Genomic DNA, 20,162 nt, shown 5'->3' with positions numbered 1-20,162 from the left:
CCGTACCGGTTCGCTGGCGCCCGGCACCGGTCCCTCGCCGGGGAGCGGCGGCTCGGCCGCCGGTGCCCCGGGGAAGGCGGCGGGGTGTTCCCGGGCTCCCCCGCAGGAGCCCGTCGCCGAAGCCCGCCGCCCTCCCCGGGGCAGCGGCCGTCACGGCGGCTTCGACGGGGCCAGCACCCCTGGCCCCCTCACACGCGCGGGCGGAACCGTTGTCCGGTACCGGCCCCGGAGCCGGTACCACCGTCGCGGCGTGGGCTGGCCCCGCCGGAACACCGCCGTCCGTACATCACGCCGGGATGGGTCCGGACCCGTCTTCGGCCGGGTCCGGAGAACGGAGCGTCCCGCGTCCGGAACCTCATCACCCTTGGCCTGAACAACACTCTGGGTAGGGTGACGGGATGACGGAATTAGATCTCCTCGACGACAGCGCGGCCTGGCAGCAGGACTTCGAGCGGCGGACACGTGCCGCGTACACGATGTCCGGGCTCGACGCACCCGCCGCGGAACACATGCTCGACGGCGTCCGCCGCACCGCATGCACCTGGACCGTCGCCGGGATCATGGACGCCGGAACACGGGTGGGGTATGCCGCCGTGGTCGTCGCCGAGGAGAACGGCGCGGTCGTCAGCCGCGTCGGCGACCTCCACGTCGACGCGGCCCACACCGGCCGGGGCCATGAACGGGCCGCCCTGGACTGGGCCGAGCGCTGGTGCGAGGAGCGCGGCGCGACCGTGATCCGCGTACGGCTCGCCGAGCCCGCCGACGGCCTGTTCGACGCCTACGGCCTCCGCGGCCAGCTCAGGGCGCGGCGGATCGACTTCCCGCCGGAGCTCGTCAAGGACTTCGCCGCCCGGCCGATGACTCCGGCCGACTTCCCCGAGTGGCTCGCCACCGAGAAGGCCTCCTACGCGGACAACATCACCCGGTCCGGCGCGCTGAGCGCCGAGGAGGCCCTGCGCAAGTCCGACCGTGACTTCGCGGAACTGATCCCCGAGGGCCTGGACACCCCCGACAACACCTTCCTCGTGCTGGAGGCGAACGGCGAGCCCGTCGGCACCGGCTGGCTGAAGCACGGATACCTGCCGGGTGTGACGTACGGCTACGGGCTGCGGATGGCGGAGGAGCACCGCGGCAAGGGATTCGGCAGGGCGGCGATGGCGGCGGGCGAGCGGGCGACGCTCGCGTCCGGCGACTCGGCGCTGATGTTCAGCGTGTGGGGCGGCAACGAGGTCGCCATGAACCTGTACACGAGTGCGGGCTACCGGATCGTCGAGGAGAACCGCTCCCTCCCCCTCTCCCGCTCCTCCGGCTGACCGCCCGGTGCCGGGCCGGCGGACCCGTCGCGGGCCCGCCGGTCCGGAGCGGTCACTCCGTCGGCTCGACCCCGGCCCGCAGCAGGCCGTAGGTGCAGGCGTCCTCCAGCGCCCGCCAGGAGGCGGCGATGACGTTGTCCGCGACGCCGACCGTCGACCACTCACCCTCGCCGTCGCCGGTGGTGATGAGGACGCGGGTGGTGGACTCGGTGCCGGTGCGGCCTTCGAGGATGCGGACCTTGTAGTCGATCAGCTCCAGCTTGGCGAGCTGCGGGTAGATGCGTTCCAGGGCGACCCGGAGCGCGCGGTCGAGGGCGTTGACCGGACCGTTGCCCTCGGCGGTGGCGACGATCCGCTCGCTCCTGGCCCAGAGCTTCACCGTCGCCTCGTTGGCGTGCGTGCCGTCGGGGCGGGTCTCGATGATGGACCGCCAGGACTCGGTACGGAAGTAGCGGCGCACCCGGCCCTCCACCTCGGCGCGCAGCAGCAGTTCGAAGGAGGCGTCGGCGGCTTCGTACGTGTAGCCCTGCAGTTCGCGTTGCTTGACCCGCTCGACGATCCGGCCGACGAGTTCGCGGTCGCCGCTGAGGTCGAAGCCGAGTTCCTTGCCCTTGAGTTCGATGGAGGCCCGGCCCGCCATGTCGGAGACCAGCATCCGCATGGTGTTGCCGACCCGGGCGGGGTCGATGTGCTGGTAGAGGTCGGGGTCGACCTTGATCGCGGAGGCGTGCAGCCCGGCCTTGTGGGCGAAGGCCGAGACACCCACGTAGGGCTGGTGGGTGGAGGGGGTCAGGTTGACGACCTCGGCGATGGCGTGCGAGACGCGGGTCATGTCAGCGAGCGCGCCCTCGGGGAGCACGGTTCTGCCGTACTTGATCTCCAGGGCGGCGACGACGGGGAAGAGGTTGGCGTTGCCGACCCGTTCGCCGTAGCCGTTGGCGGTGCACTGGACGTGGGTGGCGCCCGCGTCGACGGCGGCCAGGGTGTTGGCGACCGCGCAGCCGGTGTCGTCCTGGGCGTGGATGCCGAGCCGGGCACCGGTGTCGGCGAGCACCGTGGCGACGACGGCCTGGATCTGGGCGGGGAGCATGCCGCCGTTGGTGTCGCAGAGGATGACGACGTCGGCGCCCGACTCGGAGGCGGCGCGGACAACGGCCTTGGCGTACTCGGGGTTTGCGCGGTAGCCGTCGAAGAAGTGCTCGCAGTCCACGAAGACCCGGCGGCCCTGGCCGCGGAGGTAGGAGACGGTGTCGACGATCATCTCCAGGTTCTCCTCGAGGGTGGTGCGCAGCGCGAGTTCGACATGGCGGTCGTGCGATTTGGCGACCAGGGTGATCACCGGGGCGCCGGATGCCAGCAGCGCCTTGACCTGCGGGTCCTCGGCGGCCTTGGCACCGGCCCGGCGGGTCGCGCCGAAGGCGACCAGTTGGGCGTTCTTGAACTCGATCTCCTGCCGGGCACGGGCGAAGAACTCGGTGTCGCGGGGGTTGGCGCCGGGCCAGCCGCCCTCGATGAAGCCCACTCCGAAGTCGTCCAGGTGCCGGGCGATGGTGAGCTTGTCCGCGACCGTCAGGTTGATGCCCTCACGCTGGGCCCCGTCGCGCAGCGTGGTGTCGAAGACGTGGAAACTGTCGTCGGTGGCGTTGGCCTTGGTGGTCATGCTGGTCTGACTCCTGTCGGATGAGCGGATCCGGACGATCTGGTTCCACTTGCCCCCATCATCCCGTGTGCGTCTCGCCCCGGCCGGAGTGAGGGCCGGAAAACGAAAAAACCCCTCGCGGGTGCGAGAGGTCTGCGCGCGGGTCTGGGGCACGGTGGCCGTGCCGCACGAGGTGGTGCGGGACGATCACTGCGGACCGGCGCGCCTGCTGCCGATAATCATGGCGAACGAGGGCACGGACGCAGTCTTGCACAAGGCCGCGGCCGTGCCCCGCCCCGTCTCAGGATGCGGGCGTGACGCTGGACGCCCCGGGCCGCTCCGCGGCGCCCCGCTCCGCTTCCCTGGCACCGATCCGGCCCAGATCGATGTCGCGGGTCTCCCGCATCGTCAGGTAGACGACCAGGGAGACCGCCGCGCAGCCCGCCACGTACCAGTAGAAGCCGGACTCGATGCCCGCCTGCTTGAACCAGAGCGCCACGTACTCGGCGGTGCCGCCGAAGAGGGCGTTGGCCAGGGCGTACGGAAGGGCGACGCCCAGGGCGCGGATGCTGGTCGGGAAGAGCTCGGCCTTCACACAGGCGTTGATCGAGGTGTAGCCGGTGACGACGACCAGGGCGAGCAGCGCCAGCCCGAAGGCGGGCCAGAAGGTGCCCGCGTGCCTGAGCATCGTCATGATCGGCACGGTCAGGAAGGTGGAGCCGACCGCGAAGGTGATGAGCAGCGGACGGCGGCCGATGCGGTCGGAGACCATCCCGGCCAGCGGCTGGATGCACATGAAGACGAACAGGGCGCAGAAGCTGACGAGCGAGGCGGTGGACTTCTCCATGCCCGCGCTCTTGGAGAGGAACTTGGTGAGGTACGTGGTGTACGTGTAGTACGCCACGGTGCCGCCCATGGTCAGCGCCATCACCAGGAACGCCTCGCGCTTGTGCCGCCACAGCGCCTTGAGGGTGCCCCGGTCCTGCTGTCCGGCGGCGCCGGACTCCGCGTAGACCTCGGTCTCCAGCATGTTGCGGCGCAGGTAGAAGACGATCGCGGCACCGAGCGCGCCGATGACGAACGGGATGCGCCAGCCCCAGCTGTGCAGGGCCGCCTCGGACATGTTGCGCTGCAGGACGATCTGGAGGCCCAGGCCGACGAGCTGCCCGGCGGTCATGGAGACGTACTGGAAGCTGGAGGCGAAGCCGCGCCGCTGCGGGGCGGAGGCCTCGGTGAGGTAGGTGGCGCTGGCCGCGTACTCTCCGCCCACCGAGAGGCCCTGGAGCAGCCGGGCGACCAGCAGGACGGCGACGCCGCCGTACCCCGCGACGTCGTACGTCGGGGCGGCGGCGATGAGGATCGCGGAGGCCGACATGAGGGTGACGGTGAGGGTGAGCGCCGCCTTGCGGCCCCGGCGGTCGCCGATCCGGCCGAGCAGCCAGCCGCCGACCGGCCGCATGAAGAAGCCCACGGCGAAGATGCCCATGGTGTTCATGAGATTGGCGGTCTCATTGCCTTCGGGGAAGAACGAATCCGCGAAGTAGACCGCGAAGGTCGCGTACACGAACCAGTCGAACCACTCGACCATGTTGCCGGCCGAACCGACCCAGATTTTCTTCCACTGCTCTCGTCCCATGGTCCGTCACCGTGCCCGAACCACCGGGAGGGGAACAAGAGCGCGCGGCGCAACGATCACACGTACTTACGTGCGTTCCGTTCACAGCGGCGCGGCAGAGGACCGGCCGGGGCGGTGCCCGGCCGCTACCGGGCCAGCAGCGAATCCCCGACGAACTCCCCCACCCGGGCGAGGGCCTGGGCGCGCCCGGTGCCGGGGAGGCCGACCGCGACATGCACGCTGAAGCCGTCGAGCAGGGCGCGCAGCCGGGCCGCGAAGCCCCCGGCGTCGACCGGGCGGAACTCCCCCGCCGCCGTGCCCCGCGCCAGCAGCTCCGCCAGGTCGCGGTGCCAGGCGTCCTCGATGGCGGCCTGGCGGGCGCGCGCGTCGTCGTCCGCGTTGCGCGAGCGGTTCCACACCTCCAGCCAGAGCGTCCAGTGCGGGTCGCCGGGGCCGTCGGGGAGGTACAGGCCGACGTACCCGTCGAGGTGTTCGCGGGCGCTCCCCGGTCCCGACAGGAGGGCACGCCGCCGCGCGCCGAGCCGTTCCTCGCTCCACTCCAGGGTCTGGAGCAGCAGCTCGTCCTTGGTCCGGAAGTAGTAGAGGAGGTGCCCGCTGCTCATCCGGACCTCGCGGCCGAGCCCGGCCATGGTGAGGCCGTCGAGCCCCCGCTCGGCGATGGTCGCCATGGCGGCGGCCAGCAGTTCCTCACGGGGCGGGGCGGTGTTGCGGCGGCGGGGCGCGGGGGGCACGGTTTCAGACCTTCGGCTGCTGCTGGGTGATGCAGTGGATACCTCCACCGCCGGCGAAGATCGTACGCGCGTCGACGAGGGTGACCGTGCGGTCGGGGAAGAGTTCACCGAAAAGAGCGGCCGCCTGCTGGTCGCGCGGGTCGTCGAAGGCGCAGAGCACCACGCCGCCGTTGCAGAGGTAGTGGTTGATGTAGGAGTAGTCGGCCCACTCGCCGTCCGCCGTGAGCACGGTGGGCGCCGGGACCTCGACGACGTTCAGTGCGCGGCCCCGGGCGTCGGTGGCCTCGCGCAGGATGCGCACGGTCTCCCGGGTGATCTCGTGGTCGGGGTGGGCCGGGTCCGGCTGGACGTGGGCGACGACGGTGCCGGGGCGGACGAAGGCGGCGACGATGTCGACGTGCCCGAGGGTGCCGTACGTGCCGTAGTCACCGGAGAGTCCGCGCGGCAGCCAGATCGCCTTCTCGGTGCCGAGCCGGGCGTGGATCTCGGACTCGACCTGCTCGCGGGTCCAGTCGGGGTTGCGTTCCTTGCCGAGCTGGACGGTCTCGGTGAGCAGGACGGTGCCCTCGCCGTCCACGTGGATCGCGCCGCCCTCGTTGACCAGCCGGGAGCTGCGCACGGGGACGCCGGCGAGCTCGGCGACGGCGCGGGCGATGTGCCGGTCGTGCTCCCAGCGGGCCCAGCCCTGGGCGCCCCAGCCATTGAACGTCCAGTCCACAGCGGCCAGTTCACTTCCGTCGGTGACGAAGGTGGGGCCGATGTCCCGCATCCAGGCGTCGTCGAGGGGGCGTACGGCGATCTCCACGTCCGGGCCGAGGAGCGCGCGGGCGCCGTCCTCCTGGCCGGGGCCGACGATCATGGTGACCGGCTCGAAGCGGCGTACGGCACGGGCGACGGTGGCCCAGGCGTCCCGGGCCGCGGCCAGTTCGGCCCCGGACTCGAAGGTGGGGTTGGGGCCGGGCCAGGCCATCCAGGTGCGTTCGTGCGGGGCCCACTCGGGGGGCATGCGGAAGGTCACTGCGGGTCCTTGCGGAGGTCTCGGGAGAAGGGTCGGAGAAGGCGTCAGAGGAAGTAGAGGCGGTTGAGGGAGACGGAGTCGGCGGGCTCGGAGCGCAGCGGGTCACCGTCCAGGGTGACCAGACCGCTGCGGGCGTCCACGGCGACCTGTCCCGTGCGGGAGTTGTGGATCAGGTCGCCGGGGCCGATGCCGCGGGTGCCGCGCACGCCGACGCGGCGGCGCCGGGTGGGCATCTCGTCGGCGCCGAGCTGGGCCGCCGCCTGCGAGACGAAGGCCACCGAGAGGTCGGCGGCGGTGGCCCCGTGTGCTCCGAACTGCGGTCCGAGGACCAGGGGTTCGCAGGTGTCGGTGGCGGCGTTGGGGTCGCCGGTGACCCCGTACGCGGGAAATCCGGCCTTCAGCACCAGCTGCGGCTTCGCGCCGAAGAACTCGGGCCGCCACAGCACGATGTCGGCGAGCTTGCCGCTCTCGATGGAGCCGACCTCGTGCGCGAGGCCGTGGGCGATGGCGGGGTTGATGGTGAGCTTGGCGATGTACCGCAGGACCCGGGCGTTGTCGTCACCGGGGCCGTCGCCCTCCATGGGGCCCAGCTCCGCCTTCATCTTCCCGGCCATCGCGAAGGTGCGGCGCACCGTCTCCCCGGCCCGGCCCATGCCCTGCGCGTCGGAGGAGGTGATCCCGATGGCGCCCAGGTCGTGCAGCACGTCCTCGGCGCCCATCGTCCCGGCGCGGATGCGGTCACGGGCCATGGCGGCGTCGCCCGGCAGGTCGGTCTTGAGGTCGTGTACGGAGACGATCATCCCGTAGTGCTCGGCGACCGCGTCCCGGCCGAAGGGCAGCGTGGGGTTGGTGGACGAGCCGATGACGTTCGCCACGCCCGCCATCTTCAGGACGTTGGGGACGTGCCCGCCGCCGCAGCCCTCGATGTGGAAGGCGTGGATCGTACGGCCTTCCAGGACGCGCAGCGTGTCCTCGACCGACAGGCACTCGTTCAGCCCGTCGCTGTGCAGGGCGACCTGGACGTCGTGCTCCTCGGCGACCCGCAGCGCGGTGTCCAGGGCGCGGGTGTGGGCGCCCATGTCCTCGTGGACCTTGAAGCCGCAGGCCCCGCCCTCCGCGAGCGCCTCGACCAGCGGAGCCGGACGGGAGGACGAACCCCGGCCCAGGAAGCCGATGTTGACCGGCCAGGCGTCGAAGGCGTTGAAGGCGTGGCGCAGCGCCCACGGCGAGTTGACACCGACGCCCCAGACCGGGCCGAACTCCTGGCCGATGATCGTGGTGACCCCGGAGGCGAGCGAGGCCTCCATGATCCGCGGCGAGAGCAGGTGGACATGGGTGTCGACGGCGCCCGCCGTGGCGATCATGCCCTCGCCGGAGACGATGGTGGTGCCGGTGCCGACGACCACGTCGACACCGTCGAGGGTGTCCGGGTTGCCCGCCCGGCCGATCGCCGCGATCCGGCCCTCGCGGATGCCGATGGACACCTTGCGGATGCCCTGCACGGCATCGATGACCAGGACGTTGCTGATGACGACGTCGCAGGTGTCGCGGACCGCGGCGGCCTTGAGGTGGAGCCCGTCGCGGGCGGTCTTGCCGAAGCCCGCGAGGAACTCCTCGCCGTACGCCTGCGCGTCGGACTCGACGCGGACGGTCAGCCCGGAGTCACCGAGCCTGACCCGGTCCCCGGCCCGCGGGCCGTGCACGGAGGCGTACTCGTACGGGTCGATGCTCATCGTCCGGCTCCCAGGTATCCACAGGCCGCGGCGCGCCGCAGGGCCTCCTCGCGTGCGCCGGGCGCGTCGAGCGGCCCGTCCACCAGCCCGGCGAAGCCGATCGCGATCCGGCCGCCGCCGATGGGCACGAGCCCCACCTCGACGCTCTCGCCCGGCCCGAACCGCACGGAGGACCCGGCGGGGACGCAGAGCCGCATCCCGTAGGCGTCCGCGCGGGCGAAGTCGAGCCGGGGGTTGGCCTCGAAGAAGTGGAAGTGCGAGGTCACCGAGACCGGCACGGTCGCGGTGTTGCGGACGGTCAGCCGCACCGCGGGCTCCGGCTCGGGTGCGGCGGGCCCGGGGAGTACGGCTCCGGGGGCCTCGTCGCCGAGCCCGTCACCCAGCGGCCGGGGCACCACGGCGAGCCGTGAACCGTCGTCGAAGACGGCCTCCACATGGACCTCGGTGACGACGTCGGCGACGCCCGGAAGTACGTCGTCGGGGCCGAGCACGGACCGGGCCGCCTCGATGGCCCCGGCCAGCCGGAGCCCGTCCCGGGCGGCTTCGCAGACGGTGTCCGCGATCAGGGCGGTGGCCTCGGGGACGTTGAGCCGGAGCCCCCGGGCGCGGCGGGCGCGGGCCAGTTCGGCGGCGCTGAACAGCAGCAGCCGGTCCCGTTCCGTCGGAGTCAGTCGCATGTGTCCCACCTCTCGGTTAGAGTGCCACTCTAACCGAAGGTTAGAGCAGTGCTCTAAAAGAGGCGGGAGACCCCGCTCCGGAAGCGGGGGGGCGGACCCTTCGCCGGGCGCGCGAAAGCCGCGCCGGCGACGTGCCTGGCGCGGCTTTCGCGCGTACGTGCTCCGGGGCCGCGCCCCGGGTCCACGGGGGCTCAGCCCAGGGGGTGCATCCAGCCGTGCGTGTCCTCGACGACGCCGCGCTGGATGTCGAGCAGGCGCTCGCGCAGCTTCATCGTGACCTCGCCGGGCGTGCCGTCGCCCTGGACCCATTCGCCGCTCGCGCACTTGACGGTGCCGACGGGGGTGATGACCGCGGCGGTGCCGCAGGCGAAGACCTCCAGGAGGCCGCCCTTCGCGCTGTCCTCGCGCCACTGGTCGATGGAGACGCGGCCCTCCTCGGACTCGTAGCCGAGGTCACGGGCGACCTGGAGCAGCGAGTCGCGGGTGACACCGGCGAGCAGCGAGCCGGTCAGGGCCGGGGTGACGATCTTGTCCCCGTACACGAAGTACAGGTTCATCCCGCCGAGCTCCTCGACCCACTTGTGCTCGATCGCGTCGAGGTAGGCGACCTGGTCGCAGCCCTTCTCGGCGGCCTCGGCCTGGGCGAGCAGCGACGCGGCGTAGTTGCCGCCGGTCTTGGCGTCGCCCATGCCGCCGGGGACGGCGCGCACCCGGTCCTCCGAGAGCCAGATGGAGACCGGCTTCACACCGCCGGGGAAGTAGGCGCCCGCGGGCGAGGCGATCACCGCGAACAGGTACTCGTTGGCGGGCTTCACCCCGAGGCCGACCTCGGTCGCGATCATGAAGGGGCGCAGGTAGAGGGACTCCTCGCCGCCGTGCGCGGGCACCCACGCCTTGTCCTGCCGGACCAGCGTGTCGCAGGCCTCGATGAAGGTCTCCACGGGCAGCTCCGGCATGGCCAGACGGCGGGCGGAGGCCTGGAAGCGCTTGGCGTTGGCCTCGGGCCGGAAGGTGGCGACGCTGCCGTCGGGGCGGCGGTACGCCTTCAGGCCCTCGAAGATCTCCTGGGCGTAGTGGAACACCGTGGTGGCCGGGTCGAGCGAGAGCGGGCCGTAGGGGACGAGCTGGCCGTCGTGCCAGCCGCGTCCCTCGGTCCAGCGGATCGTCACCATGTGGTCGGTGAAGCGGCGGCCGAAGCCGGGGTTGACCATGCTGGCCTCGCGCTCCGCGTCGGACAGGGGCTTCGAGGAGGGCTTGAGCTCGATCGTGGGCGTCGTCATGAGTGCGTGTCCTTCACCGGTTGTATGGGGTGGACCGCGCTCACGCCGCTCCCGCCAAGCAGGCACCAGGACGTCCGAGCTTCCGTTCGAGCCACGGCCCCGTTCGATTATCGCTCCCGAGGGGCCGTGTGTGAAACGTGTGAATGCGGTCCAGTGGTCGATGGTGGCACCCGGGGCCGCACAGGTGAAGCCGCCGGGTGCGGCTGCTACCCGGCGGCTTCGAAGCGGAGTCGTCGGGTCAGCCCGCTGCGCGTACCGCGAGCGCGTCGCCGATCTGTTCGGTCGTACGGCTCGCGCCGTCGCGCTCCGCGAGGTCGGCGCAGACGGCGTCCTCGATGCGCGACGCCTCGGACTCGTGGCCGAGGTGGCGCAGCAGGAGGGCGACGGAGAGGACCGTGGCGGTCGGGTCGGCCTTGCCCTGGCCCGCGATGTCGGGCGCGGAGCCGTGGACGGGCTCGAACATCGACGGGAAGGCGCCCGTCGGGTTGATGTTCCCGGAGGCGGCCAGGCCGATGCCGCCGGTCACGGCGGCGGCGAGGTCGGTGAGGATGTCACCGAAGAGGTTGTCGGTGACGATGACGTCGAAGCGCTCCGGCTGGGTGACGAAGAAGATCGTCGCGGCGTCCACGTGCAGATAGTCGGTGGTGACCTCGGGGTATTCGGCCGCGATCCGGTCGAAGGTGTTCTTCCAGAGGTGGCCCGCGTACACCAGCACGTTGTTCTTGTGCACCAGCGTGAGCTTCTTGCGCGGCCGGGCGCTGGCCCGCTCGAAGGCGTCGCGGACGACCCGCTCGACGCCGTACGCCGTGTTCACGCTGACCTCGGTGGCGACCTCGGCGGGCGTGCCGGTGCGCAGCGAGCCGCCGTTGCCGGTGTACGGGCCCTCGGTGCCCTCGCGGACGACGACGAAGTCGATGTCCGGGCGCCCGGCCAGCGGAGTCGCGGTGTTCGCGAACAGCCTGGACGGCCGCAGGTTGATGAAGTGGTCGAAGGCGAACCGCAGCTTCAGCAGGAGCCCGCGCTCCAGGACGCCGGACGGCACGGAGGGGTCGCCGATCGCGCCGAGCAGGATGGCGTCGTGGCCCTTGAGGGCTTCGAGGTCCGCGTCCGGAAGGGTTTCACCGGTGCGGTGCCAGCGCCGGGCGCCAAGGTCGTACTCCTTGGTCTCCAGCTTCACGTCCTGCGGGAGAACAGCGCGGAGGACCTTCAGGCCCTGGGCCACGACCTCCTGGCCGATACCGTCACCGGGGATCACTGCGAGATTGATGCTGCGAGACATGCCCGCACCCTACTGCCCGTCCCATCCCATGACACGTAACGTCCATCATGCGGACACGTGGAGAGCCATGTGTGTACCGCTCACGTATTCGGCGGTACGCCGCCGGACCAGGGGTGGACGTTCTGGTCCATGACCCTCCCCCGCTGGACGCCCATGACGTCCCGTACGAGATCCCGGCCGGCTTCGGGATCAGTGACGGGGGCCAGACCCGCTGGCTGGACCGGCGCCTGGGCGAGCCGCGGGCCCGCCACGACATCGACTTCATCGTGGCCTTCTTCCACCACCGCGCCTTCTCGACGGCCAACGCGCACGCCTCCGACGGCGGGGGGCGCGACGCCTGGGTGCCGCTCTTCGAGAAGCACCGGGTGGACCTGGTCGTCAACGGCCACCACCACGTCTGCGAGCGCACCGGCACGATCCCGGGAAACGCCGTCCGGCGCACGGCGCCGACCGGCGACCGCACCGACCCGGCCCGGGACGGCAGCGTGTACGTCACCGCGGGCGGCGCGGGCAGGGCACTTGTACGACTCCCCGGTCCCGGACAGTTACGAGGGGCACGTGGCCGACCGGGAGAGCGTGGACACGTACCCATCGGCCGAGGGCGGCTGGAAGGCCGCCGAGACCGTGGAGCGGTCCCGGGTGCGCTCCACCGGCTTCTCGTTCCCGGCCGTGACGGCCGAGCCCGGACGGCACGTCCGGATGAGAGGGACGGCGCCCGCCGAGCCGGGCGAGCGCATCGACCACTTCGAGACGGGCAGGGCCCGAGGCACCGGACCGGGAGACCGGCCGGACCGGAAGAGCGGCCGGACCGGGCTGATCCGGCCGGTCTCAGTGGCCGGTGGAGCCGCCGTTGTCCCTGCGGTCCAGGGCGCGCTGGAGGGCGGCGGCGGCATTGCGGCGCTCCGACTCGGTCGGGCGGTGGGAACGGCGGACACGGCGGACGGTCGTCTGGACCATGGTGGATCGACTCCTTGAGATCACGGGGATTTCGAGATCGAAGACCGAAGATCGTGAAAGTGATTTCGAGATCAGGATTTCGAGGCGCCGGAAGGGCGGGGAGCGGCACCGCAGGGGTTACCTGCGTGAGGCGCGCACTCACGACCGCCAGTCGCTGGATCGAGCGTGACGTTCGGCTTCTACAAAACTAGGGCAGCCGAGCCGGTCTGTCTCCACAGTTACTCGGACTTCCTACTATCTGAGACGGCGGTGTGGGCCCCGACCCCGCAACCGGCCGGACGAGCACCCGGAATTCCAGGCATCGTCCCTGGTCGGACGGGGTGCCGAGGACGCGCGCCACCCAGGCGGCAGTTGACCGGCAGAAACCCGGCAATCCACGCCCCGCGCCATGTTCCCGGCACCATCCCGGCCCTCAGGCACCCCGCGCACGTCCCCGCACGCGTCCGGCCGCCCCCTGGTCCGGACCAGCCGTGATCCGCCACACTGCCGCCATGTCCGACACCACGGCCACCACAGCCGCATCCACGCAGTGGACGCCCATCCACGGCGCCTCCTACCAGCCGGTCCCCTACCGCCCCGAGCGGATGGCGGCCGAGGAATCGCTCACCACCGCCGCCCGGCTGCGGCAGCGGATGGACGAGCGCAGGACCGTACGCCGGTTCTCCGCCGACCCCGTGCCCGAGCAGGCCGTGCGGGACGCGGTCGCCTGTGCCGCGACCGCGCCGTCCGGCGCCCACCAGCAGCCGTGGACCTTCGTCCTGGTCAAGGACCCGGAGGTGCGCCGGCGTATCCGGGAGGCGGCGGAGCACGAGGAGCGGCTCAGTTACGACGGCAGGCTCGGCGAGGAGTGGCTGGCGGCGCTGCGCCCGCTGGGCACGGACGCGGTCAAGGCCCATATGACGGACGCCCCGGCGCTGCTCGTGGTGTTCCAGCAGCGGTACTGGGTCGGGGAGGACGGCACCCGGCACAAGCACTACTACGTCGACGAGTCGGTCGGTATCGCGGTCGGCATGCTGCTGACGGCCCTGCACCAGTCGGGCCTGGCGGCGCTGGTCCACACGCCGAGCCCGATGCGGTTCCTGCGCGAGGTGCTGGGCCGTCCGGAGAACGAGAAGGCGTTCGCGGTGATCCCGGTCGGCTATCCGGCCGACGACTGCGAGGTGCCCGGCCTGATACGCAAGTCGCTCGACCAGGTGCTCGTGGAGATCTGAGGGCCGGGAGGGACGTACGGGGCCCGGAAATGGAAGCCGCCTCCCGGCCGGCAGGGGAACCGGGCGGGAGGCGGAGTTCATGGGCGGGGCGCCGGGGGTGAGGCGCCCCGCGGGGTGTCAGCCCTGGTGGGGGTAGGTGTAGTCGGTCGGCGGCACCAGGGTCTCCTTGATGGCCCGGGTCAGGGTCCAGCGCTGGAGGTTCTGCGGGGCGCCCGCCTTGTCGTTGGTGCCCGAGGCACGGCCGCCGCCGAAGGGCTGCTGGCCGACGACGGCACCGGTCGACTTGTCGTTGATGTAGAAGTTGCCCGCGGCGTACCGCAGCTTCTCCATCGTGTACGCGGCGGCGGCGCGGTCGTTCGCGATGACGGAGCCGGTCAGCGCGTAGTCGGAGACCGACTCCATCTGCTCCAGCATCTCGTCGTACTTCTCGTCCTCGTAGACGTGCACGGCGAGGATCGGGCCGAAGTACTCGGTGGTGAAGACCTCGTTGGCCGGGTCGGTGCACTCGACGACGGTCGGGCGGACGAAGTAGCCCACCGAGTCGTCGTACGTGCCGCCCGCGACGATCGTGCAGCTCGGGTCGGCCGTGGCACGGTCGATCGCGGCCTTGTTCTTGGCGAACGAGCGCTCGTCGATGACGGCACCGATGAAGTTCGACAGGTCGGTGACGTCGCCCATGGTGATGGAGTCGACCTCGGCGGCGAAGGCCTCCTTGAAACCGGAGTTCCAGATGGAGGCCGGGATGTACGCCCGGGAGGAGGCCGAGCACTTCTGGCCCTGGAACTCGAAGGAGCCGCGGGTCAGCGCGGTCTTCAGGACGGCGTGGTCGGCCGACGGGTGGGCGACGACGAAGTCCTTGCCACCGGTCTCGCCGACGAGCCGCGGGTAGGTGCGGTAGTTGGCGATGTTGTTGCCGACCGTCTTCCACAGGTGCTGGAAGGTGGGGGTCGAGCCGGTGAAGTGGATACCGGCCAGGTCGCGGTGGTTCAGCGCGACCTCGGAGACGGCGAGGCCGTCGCCGGTCACCAGGTTGATGACGCCCTTGGGCAGACCGGCCTCCTCCAGCAGCTGCATCAGCAGCACCGCGGAGTGGGTCTGGGTCGGGGACGGCTTCCACACCACGACGTTGCCCATGAGGGCGGGGGCGGTGGGCAGGTTGCCCGCGATGGCCGTGAAGTTGAACGGCGTGATCGCGTAGACGAAGCCCTCCAGCGGGCGGTGGTCCATGCGGTTCCACACGCCCGTCGAGTTGGCGGGCGGCTGCTCGGCCAGGATCTGGCGCGCGTAGTGCACGTTGAAGCGCCAGAAGTCGACGAGCTCGCAGGGGGTGTCGATCTCGGCCTGCTGGGCCGTCTTCGACTGGCCGAGCATGGTGGACGCGGCCAGCGTCTCGCGCCACGGGCCGGACAGCAGCTCGGCGGCGCGCAGGATGATCGCGGCGCGGTCGTCGAAGGACATCGCGCGCCAGGCCGGAGCGGCGGCCAGCGCGGCGTCGACCGCGTCCTTGGCGTCCTGCTGCGTGGCGTTGGCGTACGTACCTATGACGGCCTTGTGGTTGTGCGGCTGCACGACGTCGAAACGGTCGCCGCCGCCCATCCGCTTCTCGCCGCCGATGGTCATCGGCAGCTCGATCGGGTTCTGGCTCAGCTCCTTGAGCTTCTCCTCCAGGCGGGCACGCTCCGGGGAGCCCGGGGCGTAGGAGTGGACCGGCTCGTTGACCGGCGCGGGGACCTGGGTCACAGCGTCCATGAGTTCCGTTGCTCCTTGGGTAGAGAGGTGAAGGGGAAGGGGGAGGGCTCAGCCCTTGGTCAGGATGGAGCGGCCGAAGAACAGCAGGTTCGCCGGCTTCTCCGCGAGACGGCGCATGAAGTAGCCGTACCAGTCGGTGCCGTACGCCGTGTAGACGCGCATCCGGTGGCCCTCGGCCGCAAGCCGCAGGTGCTCCTCACTGCGGATGCCGTAAAGCATCTGGAACTCGTACTCATCCAGTTTGCGCCCGGCCCGGCGGCCCAGCTCCTGGGCGATGGCGATGAGGCGCGGGTCGTGCGAGCCGATCATCGGGTAGCCCTCGCCCTCCATGAGGATGCGCAGGATCCGGACGTACGCCTTGTCGATCTCGGCCTTGTCCAGGTACGCGACGGAGGCGGGCTCCTTGTAGGCGCCCTTCACGATGCGCACGCGGCTGCCCGCGGCGGCCAGGCGGCGGGCGTCGTCCTCGGTCCGGAACAGGTACGCCTGGATCACACAGCCGGTCTGCGGGAAGTCCTTCCGCAGCTCCTCGTGGATGGCGAACATCGAGTCGAGGGTGGTGTGGTCCTCGGCGTCCAGGGTGACCGTGGTGCCGATCGCGGCGGCGGCCTCGACGACCGGCCGGACATTGGCGAGCGCCAGCTCGTGGCCCCCGTCCAGCGACTGGCCGAACATGGAGAGCTTCACGGACATCTCGGCCTTGGTGCCCAGGCCCAGGCCCTTGAGGCGCTCGATCAGTTCGAGGTAGGCGTCGCGGGCGTCGCCGGCCTGCTCGGGGGTGGTGATGTCCTCGCCGACCACGTCGAGGGTGACTTCGAGGCCCTTGGCGGCGGCGTCCTCGATGACGGGCACGACATGGTCGACGGTCTCACCGGCGATGAACCGGTCGACGACCTGCTTGGTGCCGGGTGCGGCCGAGATGAAACGGCGCATCTTGTCGCTGCGGGACGCGGCGAGAATCACGGGAGCCAGCACGGGGCACCTCCACGGAAAGTACGGACGAAGGCCATACCGGACGTGGGGGAACAGACCGGTACAGCACGGAGAACCACCGTGAAATCTAAGGATCGCTCCGATCCTGTGCCATCGACAGCTGTCACGCATCCGCTCCCCTGTTCTCAGACATATGTCTGAAGGGGTGCGAGAATGGCCGGGTGAAGGGCGATTACCAGGAGCTGGTCGACGAGATCTCCGGGCTGCTCGGCGCCCCCGCGACGCTGGAGAACCGGGATTTCGGCCTGGTCGCCTTCGGTGCCCACGACAGCGACGACGACAGCGCGATGGACCCGGTCCGCACCCGCTCGATCCTGACCCGCCGCTCCACCCCGGCCGTCCGCACCTGGTTCGAGGGCTTCGGCATCACCCGCGCGACCGGCCCCGTCCGCATCCCCGCCGCCCCGGAAGCCGGTGTCTTCCGGGACCGGATCTGCCTCCCGGTACGTCATCGGGGCGCGGTGCTCGGTTACGTATGGCTGCTGGACGCGCACCCCGGGCCGACCGACGAGCAGCTGACCGCGGCGATGGAGGTGGCGGCCCGGATCGGCGCGCTGCTGGCCGAGGAGGAGCGGGCGGGCAGCGATCCGTCGCGGGAGTTCGGCGCGGTGCTGGCCGCTGGCCGGGGCTGGCAGCGCGACATGGCGGTGGCCGCGCTCGCCGAGTCGCTCGGCCCGGACGCGCAGGGGCTGCACACGGTGGTCTGCGTGACTCCGTGGCCGCACGATCCGCCGTCGGTCCGTACGGTGCCGTCGGCGGCGGCGCTCGCCCCGGTCGCCGGGCCGGGCCCGCTGCCCTCGCTGGCCGCGCTGGTGCGGCTGCGCTCCTCCGGGGTGCTCGACCCGGCGTTCGCCGCCGCGGACCGGCTGCGCGCGGTCGCCGGGCGGCCCGCCACCGCCGGGCTCGCGGTGCCCCGGCGGGGTCTGACGGAGCTGGCCGCGGCCTGGCACGAGGCGGCGGCCGCCGCCCGCGCCGCCACCGCCGAGGACCGCTTCGGCGAGGTCGTCGAGTGGTCGGCGATCGGACCGTACCGGCTGCTGACCACTCTTCCCGCGCAGACCGGCGCGGACCCCGCGGTACGCGCCCTGCTCACTCCGGCGCACAAGGATCTGGCCCACACCGCCGAGGTGTTCCTCGACTGTGCGGGCCAGGCGTCCCGGACGGCCGCCGCGCTCGGTGTCCACCGCCAGACGCTCTACTACCGCCTCTCCCGCATCCAGCAGCTCACCGGCCTCGACCTGAACGACGGCGAGGACCGGCTGCTGCTGCACATGGCCCTCAAGAGCGCCCGGCTGGGCCGGGTCTGATCCGGCGGGGCCGGCCCTCACGGGGGTCGGGTGCGGAGCACTCCTGGTCCGCCCGGCCCTCCAGCACGACCTTCAGACCGTCCGCCAGGTCCTGGGCGGACGGGGCGGACTCCTCGTCCATCATCCACTGGACCATCACGCCGATGAGCAGCGCCTGGGAGAACAGCCCGGCCACTCGCGACCGCTCGGGGTCCTTCTCCGGGTCGATGCCCAGCATGTTCTCGGCGAGCCCGGCCCGCCCCGCGTTCTGCGGGCCCAGCAGGGCCTTGCGCAGCTCGGGGTCCTTCTCCAGCCGGGAGACGACTTCCATCTGGAGCTGCCAGACGGACCGGGTCTCGGGGTAGCTGGCGATCACCCGCTGCCAGCTGTCACGGAACTGGTCGAGCGGCGCCCGGGGCCCGCCGTCGGCCGCGCTCCCCTCCACCGGCTCGGTGAGCAGATCGCCCCACTCCTCCGTCACCCTGAGGAAGGCGAGGTTGAGCAGTGCCTCCTTGGAGCCGTAGTGGTAGCCGATGGAGGCGAGGTTGGTGCCGGAGGCGGCCACGATGTCCCGCGCCGTCGTCCGGGCGTACCCCTTCTCCAGCAGGCAGCGCTTGGCGCCTTCGAGCAGATCCTCACGGTGTCCCATGACAGCAGCGTACCCGGCACCCAGACGGACGTGTAAGACGTACGTCTAGATTCCGGGTACGCGACAGGCAGCGCCGGTCAGTAGGTGAGGTTCACCGTGCGGGCCGAGGCCGCGCCGATCTCCGTGGAGATCTCGGCGAGCACCGCGGCCGGGACATCGTCGTCGACGGTGAGGACGACCAGCGCCTCGCCGCCCGCGCCGGTCCGGGAGACCTGCATGCCCGCGATGTTCAGTCCGGCCTCGCCGAGGATGCGGCCGACGGTGCCGACGACACCGGGGCGGTCCTCGTAGCGCAGCACGACCATGTGGTCGGCCAGTGCCAGGTCCACGTCGTACTCGCCGACGGCGACGATCTTCTGGAGGTGCTTGGGACCGGCCAGCGTGCCGGAGACCGAGATCTCCTCGCCGCCCGAGAGCGTGCCGCGGACGGTGACCACATTGCGGTGCTCGGGCGACTCGGAGCTGGTGGTGAGGCGGACCTCGACACCGCGCTCCTGCGCGAAGAGCGGGGCGTTCACATAGGACACGGTCTCGTCGACCACGTCCTCGAAGACGCCCTTGAGCGCGGAGAGTTCGAGCACCTTGACATCGTGCTGGGTGATCTCGCCGTAGACCTCGACGTCGAGGCGGACCGCGACCTCGCCCGCGAGGGCGGTGAAGATGCGGCCGAGCTTCTCGGCGAGCGGCAGCCCCGGCCGTACGTCCTCGGCGATCACGCCGCCCTGGACGTTGACCGCGTCCGGCACCAGCTCACCGGCGAGGGCGAGGCGCACGGACCTGGCGACCGCGATGCCCGCCTTCTCCTGGGCCTCGTCCGTGGAGGCGCCGAGGTGCGGGGTGCAGACGACCTGGTCGAACTCGAACAGCGGGGAGTCCGTGCAGGGCTCCTTCGCGTACACGTCGAGACCGGCACCGGCGACCCGGCCCTCCTTGAGGGCGGAGGCGAGCGCCGCCTCGTCGACGATGCCGCCGCGGGCGGCGTTGACGATACGCACCGAGGGCTTCACCTTGTGCAGCGCGTCGTCGCCGATCAGACCGATCGTCTCGGGCGTCTTGGGCAGGTGCACGGTGATGAAGTCGGCGACCTCCAGCAGCTCGTCGAGCGTGAGGAGCTTGACACCCATCTGCGCGGCACGCGCGGGCTGCACATAGGGGTCGTACGCGACGATCTTCATGCCGAAGGCCGACATGCGCTGGGCGACCAGGACACCGATGCGGCCGAGGCCGACGACGCCGAGGGTCTTCTCGCTCAGCTCGACACCGGTGTACTTCGACCGCTTCCACTCGCCGTTCTTGAGCGCGGTGTTGGCCTGCGGGATGTTGCGCGCGGTGGCGACCAGCAGACCGCAGGCCAGCTCGGCGGCGGTGACGATGTTGGAGGTCGGGGCGTTGACGACCATCACGCCGGCCTTGGTGGCGGCGGAGACGTCGACGTTGTCGAGGCCGACGCCGGCGCGGGCGACGACCTTCAGCTTCTTGGCGGCGGCGATGGCCTCGGCGTCGACCTTGGTCGCCGAGCGCACCAGGATGGCGTCGACCTCGGCGATCGCGGGGAGGAGCTCGGCGCGGTCCGCGCCGTTGCAGTGCCGGATGTCGAAATCCGGTCCCAGCGCGTCCACCGTGGCGGGCGACAGCTCTTCGGCGATGAGTACGACAGGTTTCGAGCTCACGTGGGTCCTCACAGGTCCAGTGCGGACGGCCGTCCCGACGGCCGCAGGCGTGGAGGGGCTTGCCGCGTGGAAGACGCACGACACTGTGGGCCTGACGCGTGTATGTGTGGAGCAGTGTAGTCATGCACCAGGGCGCATATTGCGCCCCGTTGGCAGGATCACCCACACGGGGGTGGACGACTTGTACACACGTACGACGCCGCGACGTCCAGCGGTGAAAAGGGGAACGCCCCGGGGCGGGTGTGTGGGCCCGCCCCGGGGCGCCGGTGCTACGCGTCCTCGTCGTTGACCCAGCTCATGAGCTTGCGCAGCTCGCGGCCGGTGGTCTCCAGGAGGTGGTC

Annotated in this window: 16 protein-coding genes and 1 pseudogene; 4 read left to right on the top strand and 13 right to left on the bottom strand. The window is 71.4% G+C overall.

Annotated elements, in window-relative coordinates; translation table 11 throughout:
* Nucleotides 1-398: 398 nt before the first annotated feature.
* Entirely contained in the window at nt 399-1,313 is a 915-nt protein-coding gene (locus tag ACFVWY_RS16875) for a GNAT family N-acetyltransferase (RefSeq protein WP_389872517.1), read from the top strand.
* Between the two features lie 52 nt (nt 1,314-1,365).
* Here the strand turns inward: ACFVWY_RS16875 and cimA are convergent, their stop codons facing one another.
* The 8 genes from cimA to ACFVWY_RS16835 form a co-directional block, all read right to left on the bottom strand.
* Nucleotides 1,366-2,973: a citramalate synthase gene (gene cimA, locus ACFVWY_RS16870; protein ID WP_389872516.1), complete on the bottom strand. Its 1,608-nt coding sequence runs from the start codon at nt 2,971-2,973 to the stop codon at nt 1,366-1,368.
* Between the two features lie 280 nt (nt 2,974-3,253).
* Complete coding sequence (locus ACFVWY_RS16865) at nt 3,254-4,588, bottom strand: MFS transporter (RefSeq protein WP_389872514.1); 1,335 nt, start codon at nt 4,586-4,588, stop codon at nt 3,254-3,256.
* A gap of 125 nt (nt 4,589-4,713) precedes the next feature.
* Nucleotides 4,714-5,319: a TetR/AcrR family transcriptional regulator gene (locus tag ACFVWY_RS16860; RefSeq protein WP_389872511.1), complete on the bottom strand. Its 606-nt coding sequence runs from the start codon at nt 5,317-5,319 to the stop codon at nt 4,714-4,716.
* A gap of 4 nt (nt 5,320-5,323) precedes the next feature.
* Nucleotides 5,324-6,325, bottom strand: coding sequence for an agmatine/peptidylarginine deiminase (locus ACFVWY_RS16855; protein WP_389872886.1), 1,002 nt, complete (start codon nt 6,323-6,325; stop codon nt 5,324-5,326).
* Between the two features lie 56 nt (nt 6,326-6,381).
* Nucleotides 6,382-8,070 carry an urease subunit alpha gene (locus tag ACFVWY_RS16850; protein WP_389872509.1) on the bottom strand — a complete coding sequence of 563 codons (1,689 nt, stop codon included), beginning with the start codon at nt 8,068-8,070 and terminating at the stop codon, nt 6,382-6,384.
* The gene (gene ureA, locus ACFVWY_RS16845; RefSeq protein WP_389872507.1) at nt 8,067-8,747 is read right to left on the bottom strand and encodes an urease subunit gamma; all 681 of its coding nucleotides are present in this window, start codon (nt 8,745-8,747) and stop codon (nt 8,067-8,069) included. The genes ACFVWY_RS16850 and ureA overlap by 4 nt, the downstream gene beginning before the upstream one ends.
* A gap of 191 nt (nt 8,748-8,938) precedes the next feature.
* Nucleotides 8,939-10,027, bottom strand: a complete 1,089-nt coding sequence (locus ACFVWY_RS16840) for a branched-chain amino acid aminotransferase (protein WP_389872505.1) — start codon at nt 10,025-10,027, stop codon at nt 8,939-8,941.
* A gap of 238 nt (nt 10,028-10,265) precedes the next feature.
* Nucleotides 10,266-11,306, bottom strand: a complete 1,041-nt coding sequence (locus ACFVWY_RS16835) for a 3-isopropylmalate dehydrogenase (protein WP_389872502.1) — start codon at nt 11,304-11,306, stop codon at nt 10,266-10,268.
* Between the two features lie 143 nt (nt 11,307-11,449).
* On the opposite strand from ACFVWY_RS16835, the pseudogene ACFVWY_RS16830 reads away from it, so the two are divergent.
* Nucleotides 11,450-12,065, top strand: a pseudogene (locus tag ACFVWY_RS16830) (metallophosphoesterase family protein); the annotation flags it as partial.
* A gap of 69 nt (nt 12,066-12,134) precedes the next feature.
* On the opposite strand, the gene ACFVWY_RS16825 reads toward ACFVWY_RS16830, so the two are convergent.
* Entirely contained in the window at nt 12,135-12,263 is a 129-nt protein-coding gene (locus ACFVWY_RS16825) for a hypothetical protein (RefSeq protein WP_268246630.1), read from the bottom strand.
* Nucleotides 12,264-12,754: 491 nt separating this feature from the next.
* Between ACFVWY_RS16825 and ACFVWY_RS16820 the strand changes: the two genes are divergently transcribed.
* Entirely contained in the window at nt 12,755-13,474 is a 720-nt protein-coding gene (locus tag ACFVWY_RS16820; protein WP_389872500.1) for a nitroreductase family protein, read from the top strand.
* A 117-nt stretch (nt 13,475-13,591) separates the two neighbouring features.
* Here the strand turns inward: ACFVWY_RS16820 and pruA are convergent, their stop codons facing one another.
* Nucleotides 13,592-15,223 carry an L-glutamate gamma-semialdehyde dehydrogenase gene (gene pruA / locus ACFVWY_RS16815; protein ID WP_389872499.1) on the bottom strand — a complete coding sequence of 544 codons (1,632 nt, stop codon included), beginning with the start codon at nt 15,221-15,223 and terminating at the stop codon, nt 13,592-13,594.
* A 48-nt stretch (nt 15,224-15,271) separates the two neighbouring features.
* Nucleotides 15,272-16,198, bottom strand: coding sequence for a proline dehydrogenase family protein (locus ACFVWY_RS16810; RefSeq protein WP_389872497.1), 927 nt, complete (start codon nt 16,196-16,198; stop codon nt 15,272-15,274).
* A gap of 179 nt (nt 16,199-16,377) precedes the next feature.
* Here ACFVWY_RS16810 and ACFVWY_RS16805 point away from each other — a divergent pair, with 179 nt between their 5' ends.
* A complete protein-coding gene (locus tag ACFVWY_RS16805; protein WP_389872494.1) occupies nt 16,378-17,523 on the top strand; it encodes a PucR family transcriptional regulator in 1,146 nt (381 codons plus the stop codon).
* Here ACFVWY_RS16805 and ACFVWY_RS16800 read toward each other — a convergent pair.
* Entirely contained in the window at nt 17,495-18,151 is a 657-nt protein-coding gene (locus ACFVWY_RS16800; RefSeq protein ID WP_389872492.1) for a TetR/AcrR family transcriptional regulator, read from the bottom strand. The two genes, ACFVWY_RS16805 and ACFVWY_RS16800, sit on opposite strands and share 29 nt — an antisense overlap.
* Nucleotides 18,152-18,228: 77 nt before the next feature.
* On the bottom strand, nt 18,229-19,821 hold the full coding sequence (serA, locus tag ACFVWY_RS16795; protein ID WP_389872491.1) for a phosphoglycerate dehydrogenase: 1,593 nt from the start codon (nt 19,819-19,821) through the stop codon (nt 18,229-18,231).
* Between the last annotated feature and the right edge of the window lie 341 nt (nt 19,822-20,162).

It is taken from the genome of Streptomyces sp. NPDC058195, assembly GCF_042883525.1.
Taxonomy (GTDB): domain Bacteria; phylum Actinomycetota; class Actinomycetes; order Streptomycetales; family Streptomycetaceae; genus Streptomyces.
The sequence above is the reverse complement of the archived record's forward strand: the minus strand, read 5'-3'. Positions and strand labels throughout refer to the sequence as shown.